Genomic DNA, 18,817 nt, shown 5'->3' with positions numbered 1-18,817 from the left:
CTCAGGAAGGCAGGCCGACTGATGGCTGTCCACACCAGCCAGTCGGTGGCGAAGGCCGCGGGCGACGACGTCGCCCGCGGCCGGAGCCGCGGTACTGGCAACCCCCCGCCGCCGAGCAGGCTCCGGCGCGCCCTCTCGGTCCACTGGTACGCCTGGACCATGGTCGCCCCGGTCGTGCTCGTGATCGGCGTGATCATCGGCTACCCGCTGGTCCGCGGTATCTGGCTGTCGCTGACCGACGCCAACGAGCGCAACGTCGCCCGGTCCATCGGCGTCAACGAGATGCCCGCCACCTACGAGTTCGTGGGCCTGGACAACTACGCCGACGCCCTGACCGGCAGCCAGTTCCTCGGGACGCTGGGCTGGACGCTGGTGTGGACGGTCTCCTGTGTGGCCATCACCTTCTGCCTGGGCATGGCCCTGGCCAACATCCTCAACCGCAGGATCGTCGGCCGCTCCGCCTACCGCATGGCGCTGATCCTGCCCTGGGCCATCCCCGGCTTCGTGTCGGTCTTCGCCTGGCGCTTCCTCTACAACGAGAACAACGGGCTGCTCAACAAGATCCTCGGCGGCGCCGGGATCGACGGCATACCCTGGCTCAACGACCCCACCTGGGCCAAGTTCTCCGTCATCGCCGTCAACGTCTGGCTCGGTGTGCCGTTCATGATGGTCGCCCTGCTCGGCGGGCTCCAGTCGATCCCCTCGGAGCAGTACGAGGCCGCGGAGATGGACGGTGCCACCGCCTGGCAGCGCTTCCGCCACGTCACACTGCCCGGACTGCGCCCGGTCTCCACCACGGTGGTCCTGCTCTCCACCATCTGGACCTTCAACATGTTCCCGGTGATCTTCCTGCTGACCCGCGGCGGACCCGGTGAGGCCACCCAGATCCTGGTGACCCAGGCGTACAAATTCTCCTTCGAGATCAGCCCGCGCGACTTCGCGCAGTCCTCCACCTGGGGCGTGCTGATCCTCGTACTCCTGATGCTCTTCGCCATGGTGTACCGGCGAGTGCTCCGCACGCAGGGAGACAACTGGTGACCACCGCTACGGCAACCACCGCCCGGCACAGCGCCCGCAAGCCCCGCAAGCGCGGCGACCGCTCGCCGGCCGCCTCCCTGGCCCTGCACCTCACCCTGATCGTCACGTCGGTGATCGCGGTCTTCCCGGTGCTGTGGGTCCTGCTGACCTCGCTGAAGCCCGCGAAGTTCGCCTCGACCACGGACTTCTTCAAAGAGACGACCTTCGAGAACTACACGAACCTGATCAAGGACACCGAGTTCCTGAGCTGGTTCGCCAACTCCGTGATCGTCGCGGGGCTCTCCACCGTCATCGGTGTCTTCGTCTCCGCCACCACCGGCTACGCCGTCAGCCGCTTCCGCTTCCCCGGCAAGCGCGGGCTGATGTGGACCCTGCTGGTCACCCAGATGTTCCCGGTGGCCGTCCTCATCGTGCCGATCTACAACATCATGTCGACGATGGGCCTGCTCAACCAGCCGGCCGGACTCGTCATCACCTACCTCACCATCTCGGTGCCGTTCTGCGCCTGGATGATGAAGGGCTTCTTCGACACGATCCCGCGCGAGATCGACGAGTCGGGCCAGGTCGACGGACTCACCCCGTTCGGCACGTTCTGGCGGCTCATCCTGCCGCTTGCCAAGCCCGGCCTCGCCGTCACGGCGTTCTACTCCTTCATCACCGCCTGGGGCGAAGTGGCGTACGCCTCCGCGTTCATGGTCGGTGACGAGAACCTCACTCTCGCCGGCGGACTGCAGAAGTTCGTCAACCAGTACGGAGCCCAGTGGGGCCCGATGACCGCGGCGTCCGTGCTCATCGCGATCCCGGCCGCGCTGGTCTTCCTCTTCGCGCAGAAGCACCTGGTCACCGGCATGTCCGCCGGAGCCGTGAAGGGCTGACGCACAGTCCCGCACGACCGTACGACCGCACCCGTCACGGCGGCGCCGGCCCCCCGACCCGGTCCCGGCGCCGCCCCCCACCCCAGACACCCCAGGGACGACATGACCCAGCACCTCGCTGCCCCCTCCACCGGCACGTCCGACGACGCCCCGGGCCACCGCACCGGCTGGTGGCAGGACGCGGTGATCTACCAGGTGTACCCGCGCAGCTTCGCCGACGGCAACGGCGACGGCATGGGGGACCTCGCGGGTGTCACCGCGCGGCTCCCGTACCTCCGGGACCTCGGTGTGGACGCCGTCTGGCTCAGCCCCTTCTACGCCTCGCCGCAGGCCGACGCGGGCTACGACGTCGCCGACTACCGGGCGATCGACCCGATGTTCGGCACGCTCCTCGACGCCGACGCGCTGATCCGCGAGGCTCACGGCCTGGACCTGCGCGTCATCGTCGACCTGGTCCCCAACCACTCCTCCGACCAGCACGAGTGGTTCAAGCGGGCCCTCGCCGAGGGCCCCGGCTCCGCCCTGCGCGAGCGCTACCACTTCCGCCCCGGCAAGGGCACCGACGGCGAACTCCCGCCCAACGACTGGGAGTCCATCTTCGGCGGCCCCGCCTGGACCCGGACCACCGACCCGGACGGCGCCCCCGGCGACTGGTATCTGCACCTCTTCGCGCCGGAGCAGCCCGACTTCAACTGGGAACACCCGGCCGTCGCCGACGAGTTCCGCTCCATCCTGCGCTTCTGGCTCGACATGGGCGCCGACGGCTTCCGCGTCGACGTCGCCCACGGCCTCGTCAAGGCGGAGGGCCTGCCGGACCTCGGATCGCACGACCAGCTGAAGCTCCTGGGCAACGATGTCATGCCGTTCTTCGACCAGGACGGTGTGCACGAGATCTACCGCAGCTGGCGCACGATCCTCGACGAGTACCCCGGCGACCGCATTCTCGTCGCCGAGGCGTGGACCCCCACCGTCGAGCGCACCGCCAACTACGTGCGTCCCGACGAGATGCACCAGGCCTTCAACTTCCAGTACCTGTCGACCGCCTGGGACGCCGCCGAGCTGCGCACCGTCATCGACTCCTCGCTCGACGCGATGCGTCCGGTGGGCGCCCCCACCACCTGGGTGCTCTCCAACCACGACGTCACCCGGCACACCACCCGCTTCGGCAACCCGCCGGGCCTGGGCACCCAGATCCGCACCCCCGGCGACCGTGAGCTCGGCCTGCGCAGGGCACGCGCCGCGACCCTGCTGATGCTGGCCCTGCCCGGCTCCGCCTACGTCTACCAGGGCGAGGAGCTCGGCCTGCCCGACGTCACCGACCTGCCCGACGAGGCCCGCCAGGACCCGTCCTTCTTCCGCGCCGAGGGCCAGGACGGCTTCCGCGACGGCTGCCGGGTGCCGATCCCGTGGACCCGCGAGGGCAGCTCGTACGGATTCGGCGACGGAGGCAGCTGGCTGCCGCAGCCCGACAGCTGGGGCGAGCTCTCCGTCGAGGCGCAGACCGGCACGGAGGGCTCCACGCTGGAGCTGTACCGCGCCGCGATCGCGTCCCGGCGCGAGCACCCGGGCCTCGGCGCCGGCACGGACGTCGAGTGGCTGGACGCCCCCGAGGGCGTGCTCGCCCTCGGCCGTCCCGGCTTCGTCTGCACCGTCAACACGACGGGCGAGCCGGTGCGGATCCCCGCCCCCGGCACCCTGCTGCTCGCCAGCGGCCCGGTGACCGCCGACGGCGACACGGCCGAGCTGCCCGCCGACACCACGGTGTGGTGGACGGTGTGACCGTCCCCGCACCCAGGACCGGACCGGCGTTGCGGCTCTCCGACATCGCCGGTCAGGCCGCGGTCAGCGAGGCCACCGTCAGCCGGGTGCTGAACGGGAAGCAGGGCGTCGCGGACACCACGCGTCAGCGGGTGCTCGCGGCGCTCGACATCCTCGGCTACGAACGGCCCGTACGGCTGCGGCAGCGCAGTGCCGGACTGATCGGGCTGGTGACACCCGAGCTCACCAACCCGATCTTCCCGGCGTTCGCGCAGTCCGTGGAGCAGGTGCTCGCGGGGCACGGCTACACGCCCGTGCTCTGCACCCAGCTGCCCGGCGGCGCCACCGAGGACGAGCTCGTCGAACAGCTCGTCGAGCGTGGCGTGGGCGGCATCGTCTTCCTGTCCGGGCTGCACGCCGACACCTCGGCCGACCCGGCGCGCTACGCGGCGCTCACCGACCGGGGTGTGCCGTTCGTCCTGATCAACGGCTACAACGAGCGCATCAGCGCCCCGTTCGTCTCGCCCGACGACCAGGCCGCCGTACGCATGGCCGTCGGCCATCTCGCCGAGCTCGGCCACCGGCGGGTCGGCCTGGCGATCGGGCCGCAGCGCTACGTGCCCTCGCGCCGCAAGCGTGACGGCTTCGTCGACGCGGCCGTCACCCTGCTGGGCCTGGACCGCGACGATGCCGAACTCCTCGTCTGCTCCACCCTGTTCAGCGTCGAGGGCGGCCAGGTCGCAGCGGGCGCACTGCTCGACGCGGGCTGCACCGGCATCGTCTGCGGCAGCGACCTGATGGCGCTCGGCGTGGTCAGGGCGGCCCGGGGGCGGGGCCTCGACGTACCCCGCGACGTCTCCGTCGTCGGGTTCGACGACTCCCAGCTCATCGCCTTCACCGACCCGCCACTGACCACGGTGCGCCAGCCGGTGCAGGCGATGGCGGCGGCGGCGGTCGGCGCGCTGCTGGAGGAGATCGCGGGAAGCCCCGTGCAGCGCACGGAGTACGTGTTCCAGCCGGAGCTGGTGGTCCGGGGGTCCACCGCGGCGGCGCGCGCCGCCTGAACGGGCGCGGAAAGCGGGGCCGGGTCCGGAGGGGGGACCCGGCCCTTCGCGCTCCCCGGTGCCGGGAACGGGCGTATATCGCGGGCGTATCGAGAACCGCATACGCCGGCGCGACGGCCCTCCCGCTCCAATGGGGTCATGAACGACAACGCATCCCTGCCGGCACCACCGCCCCGCCGCACGCGCACGGTCGTGCTCCTGGGGCTGGCGGCTCTCGGCCTGGCGAGCGCTCTGTTCGTCGTGCGGCGGCCGCTCATGATGTCCGCCCCGGCGTGCATGTCCGGACGGTGGCACGGCTGCTTCGACACGTTCAACGGAGTGGTGCTCATGACGCTGGTCGCACTGCCGCTCTCCGCGCTCGTGGTCCGGGCTCTGGCACGGCTTCGGCGCGGAGCCGACGGCACGCCGGCGTGGCGGATGTCGCTGGCCGAGGTCGGCATGGTCCACGGGACGGTGCCGTTCGTCTGGCTGACCATGATGCCGGGCGCCGGAGCCGGCGTCGTCCCCGGACGGACGAGCCTGATTCCCCTGCGGGACCTGGTCACGATGGGTCCGGGTGGGATCGTCGGCAACCTGCTGGTCTTCGCCTCGCTGGGATTCTTCGCGCCGATGCGTTTCGCCGCACTGGCGTCCGTCCCGCGGATCCTCGCGCTCGGGGCGGGCTGCTCGGTCCTCGTCGAAACCGCGCAGTACGTGCTGCGGCTGGACCGGGTGTCCTCCGTGGACGACGTACTCGTCAACGCCACCGGCGCCGTGCTGGCCGGACTGGCGTCGCGCCGCTGGTGGCGCACCACGGCGCAGGCGCCGTCGGACCGGCCCCGCCCCGTGCCGGCGGCCACCCGGGCGGGCTGAAGCACACTTCCGGTGTGCACACCTCCACGCATACGTCGGCGATACGGTGCGTTGCCTAGGCTTCGGACATGCGCGTACTGATCGTGGAGGACGAGCCCTACCTGGCCGAAGCCGTCCGTGACGGTCTGAGGCTGGAGGCGATCGCCGCCGACATCGCCGGCGACGGTGACTCCGCCCTGGAACTGCTCAGCGTCCACTCGTACGACCTCGCGGTCCTCGACCGCGACATCCCCGGCCCCTCAGGCGACGAGGTCGCCCGGCGCATCGTGGCCTCGGGCAGCGGCATCCCGATCCTCATGCTCACCGCCGCCGACCGGATCGACGACAAGGCCTCCGGGTTCGAGCTCGGCGCCGACGACTACCTCACCAAACCGTTCGAGCTGCGGGAGCTCGTCCTCCGGCTGAGGGCACTCGACCGCAGACGCGCGTACGCCCGGCCCCCGGTCCGCGAGATCGCGGGCCTGCGGCTCGACGCCTTCCGCCGTGAGGTCTTCCGCGACGGACGCTATGTCGCGCTCACCCGCAAACAGTTCGCCGTGCTGGAGGTCCTCGTCGCGGCCGAGGGCGGGGTCGTCAGCGCCGAGGAGCTGCTGGAACGGGCCTGGGACGAGAACACCGACCCCTTCACCAACGCCGTCCGCATCACCGTCTCCGCACTGCGCAAACGGCTCGGCGAACCGGGGATCATCTCCACGGTGCCCGGTGTCGGCTACCGGATCGACACCGGTACGGCCGCCACCGCCCCCGGCAGTCCGCATGCGTAGACGCCCAGGTCTCAGCGCCCGGCTGAAACTCACCCTCAGCTACGCCGGGTTCCTCGCCGTCGCCGGCGCGCTCCTGCTCGCCGTGGTGTGGGTGTTCCTGCTCCGCTACGTCCCCGACAACTCCCAGGGCCTCCTCGGGATCTCACCCAACCGCTACCTCCTCGTGCGCATGTTCGCCCCCGCCGCGGCCGTGGCCATGGGCCTCCTGCTCGTGATCGGCCTCGCCGGGGGATGGGTCCTCGCCGGCCGGATGCTGGCACCGCTCAACCGGATCACCGCCGCGGCGCGGCTGGCCGCGGACGGATCACTGGCCCACCGGATCCGCATGGAAGGCCGCCAGGACGAATTCCGTGAACTCGCCGACGCGTTCGACACCATGCTCGAACAGCTCGAGTCGCATGTAGCCGAGCAGCAGCGGTTCGCCGCGAACGCCTCCCACGAACTGCGCACCCCGCTGGCCATCTCGCAGGCACTGCTCGACGTCGCCCGCAGGGACCCCACCCGGGACCGCGGCGAACTCCTCGAACGCCTGCAGGCTGTCAATACGCGCGCGATCGACCTCACCGAGGCCCTCCTGCTGCTCGGCCGCAGCGACCGCGGAAACTTCACCCGCGAGAGCGTCGACCTCTCCCTCACCGCCGAAGAAGCGGCGGAGACCCTGCTCCCCCTCGCCGAACACCGCCGCATCACGCTGGACGTCACCGGGGGAGCGGCCCGCACCAGCGGCTCCGCGGAGCTCCTGCTGCGGATGGTGACGAACCTCGTCCAAAACGCCGTCGTCCACAACCTGCCCACCGGCGGCACCGTGAGGGTCCACACCGAGGCGCACGGCGACACGAGCGTGCTGCGGGTCGAGAACACGGGCCGTCGGCTCCCACCGGAACTGGTACCGACCCTCACCGAACCCTTTCGGCGCGGAACGGAACGCGTACGCACCGACGAGCACGCCGGCGCCGGCCTCGGCCTGGCCATCGTGCACAGCATCGTCCGCGCCCACGACGGGACCCTCGACCTCGCGCCCCGCCCCACCGGCGGGCTGACCGCCACGGTGCGGCTGCCGCACCCCCCACGGTGAGCAAAAGGACCGGAACCGGCGTCGAACATCGTGGCGGAACCGGCCGCCTACCGGGCCGGGACTTCGAGTTGGCCTCGCGGTTCACCGCGAGGCGCTCCTCCGAAAGAACTCGGGGAAATGACCCTTCCCGACCCAACCCGCCCCCATGCGTGCTTCGTCACTCACTCAGGTGACATAAGGCCTCAATGGCCGACCGTCACCACCCGCCCCCTCGTGGCGGGGCCGCACAACATGCCCGTCATCACGAATGTGGCGGAAGCCCGGAAGGACCTGGCGCTCGCCACGCTCTCGGCGATCACACACGCCGACAATCCGGACGTCGATGCCATACTGAAGACGATGTCCGTCGCCCTGCGCGACGCACCGGAATCGATCGTCGAACCACTCGTCGAATTCATCGCACAAGGGCTGGGCAACCGCCCTGCCGTGCAACAGTGGAGGAACCTGGTGGCCGTGCATCTCTCCTTCTACACCTCGCCGCTCTCCGAGGAAATCCGCGACGAAGGCCGCGCACAGGGCCGCGCGCAGGGCCGAGCTGAGGACGTCCTGCTCGTCCTTGGCGTGCGGGGCATCGAGATCAGCGACGGAACCCGCGAGAAGGTCACGGCCTGCACCGATCCGGAACTTCTGAGCCAGTGGTTGATCCGCGCCATCCATGCCACCACCGCCGAAGAGATCTTCGGTGAGGAGCCCTCCGCCGATCTGCATGCAAGGACCGGTCCGATAACCGTGGTCGTGCACGGATGAACCACCTCGGTGACGCGAACCTGCGCACCTGGGTGCTGCGCTTCACCGCGCTCCTCGCTGCCGACGCCCCGGATCAGCTTGCCTGGCTGCGCGAGCGTGAGCTGGAGACTAAGGACGTCGTCGACGAGCTGGAGCTCCTCTGCCGCATCTCCGAAGGACTGGCGGAGCGCGGAGCCTTCGCGCCCCAGGACCTGCGCTCCTTCCGGGCCATGGGCCGCCGCCTCGGCGAGATCGATACCGCCCGCCGGACCGGCCTCTGGGCCGACGCGCTGTCCGCGGATCCGGCGTGGAGCGAGATACGCGATCTCGCCCGCCAGGTCCTCCTTACGACGCTGGGCGACTGGCGTCAGCCACTGCCACGCCCCGTGCGCCCGCACACCGGCGACCACTGAGCACGCCCAGGCGCCTGTGTGGCTCCGCCCTGGCCCCCCACCTGCCGCTTCAGGTGAGCTCCTTATGTGACGGCACGACGACCCCGTACAGGTCGGCGATGGTGGCGAGCGCGCTGTAGTGCACCTGGTGGGCGTCCAGTTCGGTGCCGGCGATCGGCAGCGCCCGGGTGGCGCCCGCGTCGGCCACGACGGTGGGACGGTTGCCGCGCAGGAAGGCGCCCTGGGCGGTGAAGGCCACGCACATGTGCGTCATGAACCCCGCGATGACCAGATCGGTGCTGCCCGCCGCGTCGACGTGCCGGCCCAGGTCCGTACCGACGAAGGCGTCCGGCGCCCGCTTCACGACGACGGGCTCACCGTCGACCGGTGCGACCTGGGGGTGGATCCCGCCGATCTCGGCCCGGATGTCGTACGGGGTGCCCTCGCCGCCGTCGTTGATGACATGGATGACCTTCGTGCCCTCCTGGCGGGCCCGCGCCAGCAGCTCGGCCGCGGCGTCCAGTGCGGCCTGCCAGCCGTCCAGCTCCATCACACCGGTCGTGTAGGTGTTCTGGTAGTCGATCAGGATCAGGGTCGACCCGGCGAGCTTCGCGGGGGTGTCGTCGAGACCGTTGAGCCGGCGCAGCGTCGTTCTGGGCATGGGGAACCACCTTGGGGTCGAACGTCGGAGAACAGCTCACCGGTGCGATGACCTGTGCCTACGACGCTAGGGCCCTCACCGTGTGTCGGCAATGTCGTCTAACCTGCAGAAACCGACATCGGCCTCACCGGACCCGGGAGTCTCATGAGCACCGTCAGACGGCTGATCGTCGTCGTCCTCTTCCCCGGCGTCGACCTGCTCGACGTCACAGGCCCCCCGGAGGTGTTCTCCCTCGCTCGACGCGAGTCGGACGAAGCGGCGGCCTACGAGGTGGTCCTCGCCGCCGAGACCCTGGATCCGGTCACCACCGGCGCCGGGGTACGCGTCCTCCCGGACGTCACGTTCGACGAGCTGTCCACGAAGCGCATCGACACCCTGATCGTGCCCGGCGCGGTCGAGATCGACAGCCGCCGCCGCGTGCACCCGCTCACCGACCCCCACGTGGTGGCGCGGGTGAAGCGCCTCGCCGACCGCACCCGGAGGGTCACGTCCGTCTGTGTCGGAGCGCACATCCTGGCGGCCGCCGGCCTGCTCGACGGGAAGCGCGCGACCACCCACTGGTCGACCGCCCAGCAGCTCGCCGCCGACCACCCGGCCGTCGAGGTCGACGCCGATCCGATCTTCATCCGCGAGGGCGATGTGTGGACCGGCGCGGGAATCAGCGCCTGCCTCGATCTCTCACTCGCCCTCGTCGCCGACGACCTCGGCGAAGCCGTCGCGCTGAGTGTCGCGCGGCAACTGGTGATGTACCTGAAACGGCCGAGCGGGCAGAGTCAGTTCAGCGTTCCCCTGGAGCAGCTGTCCACGACGCGGCGTATCGAGGACCTCCGCCACCACATCATGCGCAACATCGGCGAGCCGCTCACCGTCGCGGACCTCGCCGGATACGCCCACATCAGTGACCGGCAGCTCACCCGGATCTTCAAGACCGACCTCGGCACCACTCCGCACGCCTACATCGAATCGGCCCGTGTCGAGGCGGCGCGGAGCCGGCTCGAATCCACCGACGCCACCCTCGAACGCGTCGCGTCCGCATGCGGATTCGGGACCGTGGACACCCTCGTCAGGGCGTTCCGCCGCCGGCTCGACACGACACCGACCGAGTACCGGCGCCGCTTCCGGACCGGCGGGGCCTGAGCGGCGCCACCTCGGCCCCCGCGGCCTCAGGCCGAAGCCGAGAGCGCGGCGGCGGTCTCCCGTGCGAACGCGTCCGGGTTGTCCAGCATGATGTTGTGCCCGCAGTCCGGGACCGGGACCACCCGCACACCGGCCTGGGCGAGCGCCCCGGCCCCGGCGGGCGCGCCGTCGGCCTCCGGGTACAGGTAGGTACGGGGGACGGTCAGCTCCAGCAGCAGCTCACGCATCGTGGGAGTGGTGCCGCGGGTGAGGTGCACGGCGCTGCGGTGGAGGCCCTCCAGGCCGGCCAGACGCATCGTGGACCACCAGTGCGGACCCGCCAGGTCGCGGATCTGCCGCCACCCGCCCGCCACGAAGTCGGCCTCGGAGAGCGCGGCGATCCCGCTGCTCCCCGGGGCGCCGGGTACGGGCGTCACGGGGTCGAGATTCGCGTCCACCAGGACCAGCCGCGACGCCAACCGCGGGTGGCGGGCCGCCAGGACCACGGCGACGGAGCCGCCCATGCTGTGCGCCACCAACTCCGCGCCGGTGACACCCGCATGCGTCAGGGCGGCTGCCAGCGCGTCGGCGTGTGATTCGAGGCGGTAGTCGAAGTCCGTCGGCCGGTCACTGATGCCGTGCCCCAGCAGGTCGACCAGCAGAGACCGGCGGCCGGTGAGCAGCGGGTGGGCGGCGGCCTGTGCGAAGTAGGCGGGGGAGGTGGCGCCGAGGCCGTGCACATGGACACGGGCGGGCTCCTGTCCGGGCAGCTCCACCCATCGGATCCGGTCCCCTCCGGGGGTCACCACAGCATCGCGCACATTCGCCTCCCACTCTCGACGCACCGGAAGAGCGTACGAGACGCCCGCACCGAGGCGTCGTCGGGAGGTTACGGGCAGGAAGTGGCCCGATATGGGAGTGTCCGGGTGTCCGCAGCTTCCCGACGCCGGTGTCCGGCACGGGCAACGCGCGGGAGAGGTCCGGAAGTCGGCCCGGGATGGGCCGGCGGGGAAGCGACCTCCGGACCTCTCCACGCAGTGACCGGCCCGGTCGGCCGGGCGCGTGGGGCCCGGGGTGCCGGACCCCCGGCCGGCCGGGCCGGAGTCGGGACGAACTTAACAGCCCCGCAATATTTTGCGTAAGACCTTGCAGGACTCTTTTTCCAGGATTTCGAGGATGTGACCGGGACGTAATCGCGTCGTGTCCAGGGGGTTGACCGGGGCAGGTCAGGCTCGTACGGTCTGCCGCACACGCAGTTTTGCATCCTTGCTGCAAGAACCTTCATGAGCCTTGACGGCACGGCGCGTTGCCACGTGAGGCTGCTCCGCCATCCCCGCACTTCCCCCACCGCAGGAGGAACGTCATGGCACGCAGACCCTTGTCTGCCACACTCGCCCTCGCCACGGGCGCCGCACTCCTCGCTGTCCCCGCCGGGTTCGGCGCCGGGACCGCCCAAGCCGCGCCGCCCGGCGAGAAGGACGTCACCGCGGTGATGTTCGAGTGGAAATTCGACTCGGTGGCCAAGGCATGCACCGACAGTCTCGGTCCGGCCGGCTACGGATTCGTCCAGGTCTCGCCGCCCCAGGAGCACATCCAGGGCGGCCAGTGGTGGACGTCCTACCAGCCCGTCAGTTACAAGATCGCCGGCAGGCTCGGTGACCGCAACTCCTTCGCGAACATGGTCAACACCTGCCACGGCGCGGGCGTCAAGGTCATCGCCGACGCGGTCATCAACCACATGTCGGCCGGATCGGGCACCGGCACCGGCGGGTCCTCGTACAGCAAGTACGACTACCCGGGCACCTACTCCGTCAACGACATGAACGACTGCCAGTCGCAGATCAACAACTACGGCGACCGTGGCAACGTACAGAACTGTGAACTGGTCGGGCTCGCCGACCTGGACACCGGCGAGGACTACGTACGCGGCAAGATCGCGGGCTACCTCAACGACCTGCTCTCCCTCGGTGTCGACGGCTTCCGCATCGACGCCGCCAAGCACATCCCGGCCGGCGACCTCGCCAACATCAAGTCCCGGCTCAGCAACCCCGGCGTGCACTGGAAGCACGAGGCCATCTACGGGGCCGGCGAGGCCGTCTCGCCCACCGAGTACCTCGGCAGCGGCGACGTCCAGGAATTCCGCTACGGCCGCGGCCTCAAGCAGGTCTTCAACAACGAGAACCTCGCCTACCTGAAGAACTACGGCGAGGGCTGGGGCTTCATGGAGTCGGGCAAGTCGGCGGTCTTCGTCGACAACCACGACACCGAGCGCGGCGGCGACACCCTGAGCTACAAGGACGGCGCCAACTACACCCTGGCGAGCGTCTTCATGCTCGCCTACCCCTACGGCTCCCCGGACGTCCACTCCGGCTACGAGTTCAGCAGCCATGACGCGGGCCCGCCCAACGGCGGCCAGGTCAACGCCTGTTACAGCGACGGCTGGAAGTGCCAGCACGCCTGGCGCGAGATCTCCTCGATGGTCGGCTTCCGCAACGCCGCCCGAGGCCAGGCCGTGTCGAACTGGTGGGACAACGGCGGCGACCAGATCGCCTTCGGCCGGGGCTCCAAGGCGTACGTCGCCATCAACCACGAGGGCTCCTCGCTGAGCCGTACGTTCCAGACCTCGCTGCCCGCGGGTGACTACTGCGACGTCCAGTCCGGCAACGGTGTCACCGTCAACGGGTCGGGGCAGTTCACCGCCACCCTGGGCGCGAACACCGCCGTCGCCCTGCACGTCAACGCCCGCACCTGCTCCGGCGGGGGGACCACCCCGGACCCGGGGACCGGTCAGGCCGGTGCCTCCTTCGGCGTCAACGCCACCACCCAGCTCGGCCAGAACATCTACGTCACCGGCAACCAGTCCGCCCTCGGCAACTGGAACCCGGGCAGCGCCCTGAAGCTCGACCCGGCGACGTACCCCGTCTGGAAGCTCGACGTCAGCCTGCCCGCCGGGACGTCGTTCGAGTACAAGTACATCCGCAAGGACGCGAGCGGCAACGTCACCTGGGAGAGCGGCGCCAACCGCACCGCCACGGTGCCCGCCTCCGGCAAGGTCGCCCTGACCGCCGACGTCTGGCGCAGCTGAACCACACCGGGCGGGCCGGGGACGCGAGGGTGAGCGTCCCCGGCCCGCACCGCTCCACACCGCCCGATCCCCGAAAGAGGAGTACCCGCCCGTGTCCCGAACCACCCTCCGGCGGGGAGCCGTCGCCGCCCTGTGCGCGGCGCTGCTGCCCGTCGTGCCGGCGGCCTCCGCGTCCGCCGCGCCCAGACCGCCCTCTCCGCCCTCGGACGCGGAACTCGCCCGGGAACCGGCCAGGAACGACCTGACCCGCGAGCAGTTCTACTTCGTGCTGCCGGACCGCTTCGCCAACGGCGACACCTCCAACGACCGGGGCGGCCTCACCGGCTCGCGGCTGGAGACCGGCTACGACCCCACGGACAAGGGTTTCTACCAGGGCGGCGACCTCAAGGGACTCACCCAGCGGCTCGACTACATCAAGGGCCTGGGCACCACCGCGATCTGGCTCGCCCCGATCTTCAAGAACCGACCCGTCCAGGGCACGGGCGACAACGCGTCGGCCGGCTACCACGGCTACTGGATCACCGACTTCACGCAGGTCGACCCGCACTTCGGGACCAACGCCGACCTCACGAAGCTGATCGACAAGGCCCACGGCAAGGGCATGAAGGTCTTCTTCGACGTCATCACCAACCACACGGCCGACACCGTCGACTACGCCGAGAAGACGTACGGCTACAAGCCCAAGGGCGCCTTCCCGTACCTCGACGAGAACGGCCGCCCCTTCGACGACGCCCAGGGCGTCGAGGAGGTGGACGCCGACTCCTTCCCGTACACCCCCGCCACCACGGGAAAGAAGGTCCCGGCCTGGCTCAACGACCCCACGATGTACCACAACAGGGGCGACTCGACCTATGCCGGCGAGTCCACCGAGTACGGCGACTTCTCCGGCCTCGACGACCTGTGGACCGAGCGCCCCGAGGTCGTCTCCGGCATGGAGAAGATCTACGAGAAGTGGGTCCGCGACTTCGACATCGACGGCTTCCGCATCGACACCGTCAAACACGTCGACCTCGACTTCTGGACCCAGTGGGCCACCGCCCTCGACGACTACGCGGCGAAGCGCGGCCGCGACGACTTCTTCATGTTCGGCGAGGTCTACTCCGCCGACACCGCGATCACCTCGCCCTACGTGACGCGGGGCAGGCTCGACGCCACACTCGACTTCCCGTTCCAGGAAGCCGCCCGGCAGTACGCCTCCCAGGGCGCCCCTGCCTCGAAGCTCGCCTCGGTCTACGGTGACGACTACCGCTACACCACCGGCAAGGCCAACGCCTACGAGCAGGTGACCTTCCTCGGCAACCACGACATGGGCCGCATCGGCACCTTCCTGAAGCAGGACAACCCGAAGGCCGGCGACGCCGAACTCCTGGACCGGGCCCGCCTCGCCAACGAGCTGATGTTCCTCGGCCGAGGCAACCCGGTGATCTACTACGGCGACGAGCAGGGCTACACCGGCGCGGGCGGCGACAAGGACGCCCGGCAGACGATGTTCGCGTCGAAGACCGCCGACTACCTCGACGACGACCAGCTGGGCACCGACCGTACGCACGCCTCCGACGCGTACGACACGACCCACCCGCTCTACCGCTCCATAGCGGCCCTGTCGAAGCTCACGGCGGAACACCCGGCCCTGCGCGACGGCGTGCAGACCGAGCGCTACTCCAAGGACTCCGTCCACGCCTTCTCGCGTACGGACACCAAGCGCCCGTACGAATACCTCGTCGCCTCCAACAACTCCGCCGAGGCGAGGACCGTCGAGCTGCCCACCGAGTCGGCCGGCATGAACTTCCGCACCCTGTACGGCGGTTCCGGCACCGTCCGCAGCAGCTCCGACAAGACCGTCAAGGTCACCGTGCCCGCGCTGTCCAGCGTCGTGCTCCGCGCCGACAAGCCGCTCGGCACCCCCGCCACCAAGCCCTCGGTCACCCTGAAGGCCCCGGCCGCCGGAGCCACCGGCACCGTCGAGATCAGCGCCGACGTGGACGGCGGAGACCTGAACCGCGTCGTGTTCGCCGCGCAGACCGGCAACGGCAAGTGGGTCACCCTCGGCTCCGCCGACCACGCACCGTACAAGGTCACCCAGCACCTGGACGAGTCGGTGAAGGCCGGGACCGCGCTGCGCTACAAGGCCGTGGTCGTCGACCGCGCCGGACGCACCGCGAGCGCCCTGGCCTCCACCACGGCGGGCCAGGCACCGCCCACCCCGAAGCCCGTGGCCGTCGAACGCGACCACGCCGTCGTCCACTACAAGCGCGCCGACGGGGACTACGAGGGCTGGCAGCTGAAGTCCGGCGACAGGAGCGCCGACTTCATCGGCCGGGACTCCTACGGAGCCTTCGCCTGGATCGACCTCGACGAGGGCGCCTCCTCGGTCCCGTACACCGTTGAGAAGAACGGCACCGCCGACGGCCCCGAGCGCACCGTCGACCTGGCCAGGACCGGCCAGGTCTGGATCGAGCAGGGCAAGGACGAGCAGGCCACCGAGGCTCCCGAGGCCCCGGCGCAGGACACCTCCAAGGCCGTCCTGCACTACCACCGCGCCGACGGGAACTACGACGGCTGGGGCCTGCACACCTGGACGGGCGCCGCCGCCCCCACGGACTGGGCGAAGCCGCTGGGGCCCGTGAAGACCGACGCCTACGGAGTCACCTTCGAGGTGCCGCTCACCGAAGGCGCCACCTCGCTCAGCTACATCCTCCACAAGGGCGACGAGAAGGACCTCCCCAGCGACCAGTCCCTCGACATCGCCTCGTACGGGCACGAGGTCTGGATGCTCGGCGGGAAGTCCGGCTACCTGCTGCCGCAGGCCGGCGGCGTGCCCACCCCGGACCTGGCCAAGGCCGAGGCCCAGTGGATCGACGCGAACACCGTGGTCTGGAAGGTGAAGGCCACCGACGCCACCAGCCAGCAGCTCGTGTACGCGAAGAACGGCGGGATCTCCGTCGTCGACGGCGCCCTCTCCGACGAGGGGCAGTGGCTCCGGCTCGGCGCCACCGGACTCACCGACGCGCAGAAGGCGAAGTACCCGCACCTCAAGGACTATCCGGCGTTCACCGTCGACACCCGTGACCGGGACAGGGTCCGCGAATCCCTGCGCGGCCAGCTGATCGCCACCCAGCGCGCCGCCAACGGCGCCCTGCTCGCCGCCACCGGCGTACAGACCGCGGGTGTGCTGGACGCGCTGTACGGGAAGGCCGCGAGCGGCGCCGCCCTCGGACCCGTCCTCCGCAAGAGCGGCCCGGCGCTCTCCGTCTGGGCACCCACCGCCCGCACCGTCTCGCTCGAACTCGACGGGAAGACCGTCCCGATGCGGCGCGACGACCGCACCGGCGTCTGGTCGGTCACCGGCAAGAAGAGCTGGAACGGCAAGCCCTACCGCTACGCCGTCCAGGTCTGGGCACCCACCGTCCAGAAGATGGTCACCAACAAGGTGACCGACCCCTACTCCACCGCCCTGACCACCGATTCCGCCCGCAGCCTCCTCGTCGACCTCGACGACCCGAAGCTCGCCCCGCGCGGCTGGTCCGGCCTGAAGAAGCCCGCCGCCGTCCCGATGCGCGACGCCCAGATCCAGGAGCTGCACATCCGCGACTTCTCGGTCACGGACACCACGTCGAAGCACCCCGGCGAGTACCTCGCCTTCACCGACACCCGCTCCGACGGCATGAAGCACCTCAAGGAGCTCGCGGACTCCGGCACCAGCTACGTCCACCTGCTGCCCGCCTTCGACATCGGGACGATCCCCGAGAAGAAGTCCGGTCAGCAGCAGCCGGCCTGTGACCTGTCCGTCTACGCCCCCGACTCGGAGGAACAGCAGGCCTGCGTCTCGAAGGCCGCCGCGAAGGACGCGTTCAACTGGGGATACGACCCGCTGCACTACACGGTCCCCGAGGGCAGTTACGCCTCCGACCCCGACGGCACGAAGCGCACGGTCGAATTCCGGCAGATGGTCCAGGGGCTGAACGGCGCCGGACTGCGGACCGTCATGGACGTCGTCTACAACCACACCGTCGCCTCCGGCCAGGACGACAAGTCCGTCCTCGACAGGATCGTGCCCGGCTACTACCAGCGGCTCCTGGAGGACGGCACCGTCGCCACCTCGACCTGCTGCGCCAACACCGCGCCCGAGAACACCATGATGGGCAAGCTCGTCGTGGACTCGATCGTCACCTGGGCCAAGGAGTACAAGGTCGACGGCTTCCGCTTCGACCTGATGGGACACCACCCCAAGGAGAACATCCTCGCGGTCCGGGAGGCCCTCGACGAGCTGACCGTCGCCAAGGACGGCGTCGACGGGAAGAAGATCATCCTGTACGGCGAGGGCTGGAACTTCGGTGAGATCGCCGACGACGCCCGCTTCGTCCAGGCCACCCAGAAGAACATGGCCGGCACCGGCGTCGCCACCTTCTCCGACCGGGCCCGCGACGCCGTGCGCGGCGGCGGCCCCTTCGACGAGGACCCCGGCGTCCAGGGCTTCGCCTCCGGCCTCTACACCGACCCCAACACCTCGGCCGCCAACGGCACCGAGGCCGAACAGAAGGCCCGGCTGCTCCACTACCAGGACCTGATCAAGGTCGGCCTCACCGGCAACCTCGCCGACTACACCTTCACCGACACCCAGGGCCGTACGGTCAAGGGCTCGGCCGTCGACTACAACGGCGCCCCCGCCGGATACGCCGCGGCTCCCGGCGACGCGCTGGCCTACGCCGACGCCCACGACAACGAAACCCTCTACGACGCACTCGCCTTCAAGCTCCCGGCGGACACCTCCGCCGCCGACCGGGCCCGCATGCAGGTCGTGGCGATGGCGACCGCCGTGCTCTCGCAGGGACCGGCGCTCTCCCAGGCCGGCACCGACCTGCTGCGCTCCAAGTCGCTGGACCGCAACTCCTACGACAGCGGCGACTGGTTCAACGCGCTGCACTGGGACTGCCGCAAGGGCAACGGCTTCGGGCGGGGCCTGCCGCCCGCCGCCGACAACAAGGACAAGTGGTCCTACGGCAAACCGCTGCTGACCGCCGCCGCGCTCACCCCCGGGTGCGCGCAGATCACCGGCGCCTCCGCCGCCTATCAGGACCTGCTCACCATCCGCACCACCGAGAAGGACTTCGCCCTCGCCACGACCGAGCAGGTGCAGGACACCCTGTCCTTCCCGCTCTCCGGCAAGGAGGAGACCCCCGGCGTGATCACGATGCGCCTGGGCGACCTGGTCGTCGTCATGAACGCCACCCCCGGTACGCAGAGCCAGGACATCCCCGGGCTCGCCGGGAAGGCGTACGCCCTGCACCCCGTCCAGGCGGCGGGCGCGGACGCCGCCGTCAAGAAGTCCTCGTACGGGAAGGAGACGGGCAGCTTCACCGTCCCGGGACGCACGGTCGCCGTGTTCACCCGGCGCTGACGCCCGCCCCTCC

13 protein-coding genes and 1 pseudogene are annotated in these 18,817 nt (G+C 70.3%); 12 read left to right on the top strand and 2 right to left on the bottom strand.

Features of this window, described 5'->3' with window-relative positions:
• Positions 1–21 precede the first annotated feature (21 nt).
• The 9 genes and pseudogenes from ACIP63_RS02395 to ACIP63_RS02355 all read left to right on the top strand — a co-directional run bounded on the left by ACIP63_RS02395 (position 22) and on the right by ACIP63_RS02355 (position 8,565).
• Positions 22–1,038: a carbohydrate ABC transporter permease gene (locus ACIP63_RS02395; RefSeq protein ID WP_104785003.1), complete on the top strand. Its 1,017-nt coding sequence runs from the start codon at positions 22–24 to the stop codon at positions 1,036–1,038.
• Positions 1,035–1,913: a sugar ABC transporter permease gene (locus ACIP63_RS02390; protein WP_401510633.1), complete on the top strand. Its 879-nt coding sequence runs from the start codon at positions 1,035–1,037 to the stop codon at positions 1,911–1,913. The genes ACIP63_RS02395 and ACIP63_RS02390 overlap by 4 nt, the downstream gene beginning before the upstream one ends.
• Before the next feature lie 102 nt (positions 1,914–2,015).
• Positions 2,016–3,692, top strand: coding sequence for a glycoside hydrolase family 13 protein (locus ACIP63_RS02385; RefSeq protein WP_401510631.1), 1,677 nt, complete (start codon positions 2,016–2,018; stop codon positions 3,690–3,692).
• Positions 3,677–4,735: a LacI family DNA-binding transcriptional regulator gene (locus ACIP63_RS02380; RefSeq protein WP_401510629.1), complete on the top strand. Its 1,059-nt coding sequence runs from the start codon at positions 3,677–3,679 to the stop codon at positions 4,733–4,735. The genes ACIP63_RS02385 and ACIP63_RS02380 overlap by 16 nt, the downstream gene beginning before the upstream one ends.
• Before the next feature lie 138 nt (positions 4,736–4,873).
• Positions 4,874–5,587 carry a VanZ family protein gene (locus tag ACIP63_RS02375; RefSeq protein WP_401510628.1) on the top strand — a complete coding sequence of 238 codons (714 nt, stop codon included), beginning with the start codon at positions 4,874–4,876 and terminating at the stop codon, positions 5,585–5,587.
• 68 nt (positions 5,588–5,655) lie between these two features.
• Positions 5,656–6,351: a response regulator transcription factor gene (locus tag ACIP63_RS02370; RefSeq protein ID WP_401510626.1), complete on the top strand. Its 696-nt coding sequence runs from the start codon at positions 5,656–5,658 to the stop codon at positions 6,349–6,351.
• Complete coding sequence (locus ACIP63_RS02365) at positions 6,344–7,426, top strand: sensor histidine kinase (RefSeq protein ID WP_401510624.1); 1,083 nt, start codon at positions 6,344–6,346, stop codon at positions 7,424–7,426. The genes ACIP63_RS02370 and ACIP63_RS02365 overlap by 8 nt, the downstream gene beginning before the upstream one ends.
• 180 nt (positions 7,427–7,606) lie before the next feature.
• Positions 7,607–8,173 (top strand): annotated as a pseudogene (locus tag ACIP63_RS02360) (hypothetical protein); the annotation flags it as partial.
• Positions 8,170–8,565: a hypothetical protein gene (locus ACIP63_RS02355; protein ID WP_401510622.1), complete on the top strand. Its 396-nt coding sequence runs from the start codon at positions 8,170–8,172 to the stop codon at positions 8,563–8,565. The pseudogene ACIP63_RS02360 and the gene ACIP63_RS02355, both read left to right, overlap by 4 nt.
• A gap of 49 nt (positions 8,566–8,614) precedes the next feature.
• On the opposite strand, the gene ACIP63_RS02350 is transcribed toward ACIP63_RS02355, so the two are convergent.
• Positions 8,615–9,205, bottom strand: a complete 591-nt coding sequence (locus ACIP63_RS02350; protein WP_401510620.1) for an isochorismatase family protein — start codon at positions 9,203–9,205, stop codon at positions 8,615–8,617.
• Between the two features lie 144 nt (positions 9,206–9,349).
• On the opposite strand from ACIP63_RS02350, the gene ACIP63_RS02345 reads away from it, so the two are divergent.
• Complete coding sequence (locus tag ACIP63_RS02345) at positions 9,350–10,342, top strand: GlxA family transcriptional regulator (protein WP_401510618.1); 993 nt, start codon at positions 9,350–9,352, stop codon at positions 10,340–10,342.
• A 26-nt stretch (positions 10,343–10,368) separates the two neighbouring features.
• Here the strand turns inward: ACIP63_RS02345 and ACIP63_RS02340 are convergent, their stop codons facing one another.
• On the bottom strand, positions 10,369–11,142 hold the full coding sequence (locus ACIP63_RS02340) for an alpha/beta fold hydrolase (RefSeq protein ID WP_401510617.1): 774 nt from the start codon (positions 11,140–11,142) through the stop codon (positions 10,369–10,371).
• Between the two features lie 542 nt (positions 11,143–11,684).
• Between ACIP63_RS02340 and ACIP63_RS02335 the strand changes: the two genes are divergently transcribed.
• On the top strand, positions 11,685–13,406 hold the full coding sequence (locus ACIP63_RS02335) for a carbohydrate-binding module family 20 domain-containing protein (RefSeq protein WP_401510616.1): 1,722 nt from the start codon (positions 11,685–11,687) through the stop codon (positions 13,404–13,406).
• Positions 13,407–13,497: 91 nt separating this feature from the next.
• On the top strand, positions 13,498–18,804 hold the full coding sequence (gene pulA, locus ACIP63_RS02330) for a pullulanase-type alpha-1,6-glucosidase (protein ID WP_401510615.1): 5,307 nt from the start codon (positions 13,498–13,500) through the stop codon (positions 18,802–18,804).
• The last annotated feature ends 13 nt before the right edge of the window (positions 18,805–18,817 follow it).

The organism is Streptomyces sp. NPDC088746 (assembly GCF_044751065.1).
Lineage (GTDB): Bacteria > Actinomycetota > Actinomycetes > Streptomycetales > Streptomycetaceae > Streptomyces.
This window is presented reverse-complemented; position numbering and strand designations above follow the sequence as displayed.

Coding starts and splice junctions, on each gene's coding strand:
- ACIP63_RS02335 (WP_401510616.1), top strand. CDS start 11,685: ATGGCACGCAGACCCTTGTCTGCCACACTCGCCCTCGCCACGGGCGCC.
- ACIP63_RS02385 (WP_401510631.1), top strand. CDS start 2,016: ATGACCCAGCACCTCGCTGCCCCCTCCACCGGCACGTCCGACGACGCC.
- ACIP63_RS02370 (WP_401510626.1), top strand. CDS start 5,656: ATGCGCGTACTGATCGTGGAGGACGAGCCCTACCTGGCCGAAGCCGTC.
- ACIP63_RS02365 (WP_401510624.1), top strand. CDS start 6,344: ATGCGTAGACGCCCAGGTCTCAGCGCCCGGCTGAAACTCACCCTCAGC.
- ACIP63_RS02345 (WP_401510618.1), top strand. CDS start 9,350: ATGAGCACCGTCAGACGGCTGATCGTCGTCGTCCTCTTCCCCGGCGTC.
- ACIP63_RS02375 (WP_401510628.1), top strand. CDS start 4,874: ATGAACGACAACGCATCCCTGCCGGCACCACCGCCCCGCCGCACGCGC.
- ACIP63_RS02395 (WP_104785003.1), top strand. CDS start 22: ATGGCTGTCCACACCAGCCAGTCGGTGGCGAAGGCCGCGGGCGACGAC.
- ACIP63_RS02350 (WP_401510620.1), bottom strand. CDS start 9,205: ATGCCCAGAACGACGCTGCGCCGGCTCAACGGTCTCGACGACACCCCC.
- ACIP63_RS02355 (WP_401510622.1), top strand. CDS start 8,170: ATGAACCACCTCGGTGACGCGAACCTGCGCACCTGGGTGCTGCGCTTC.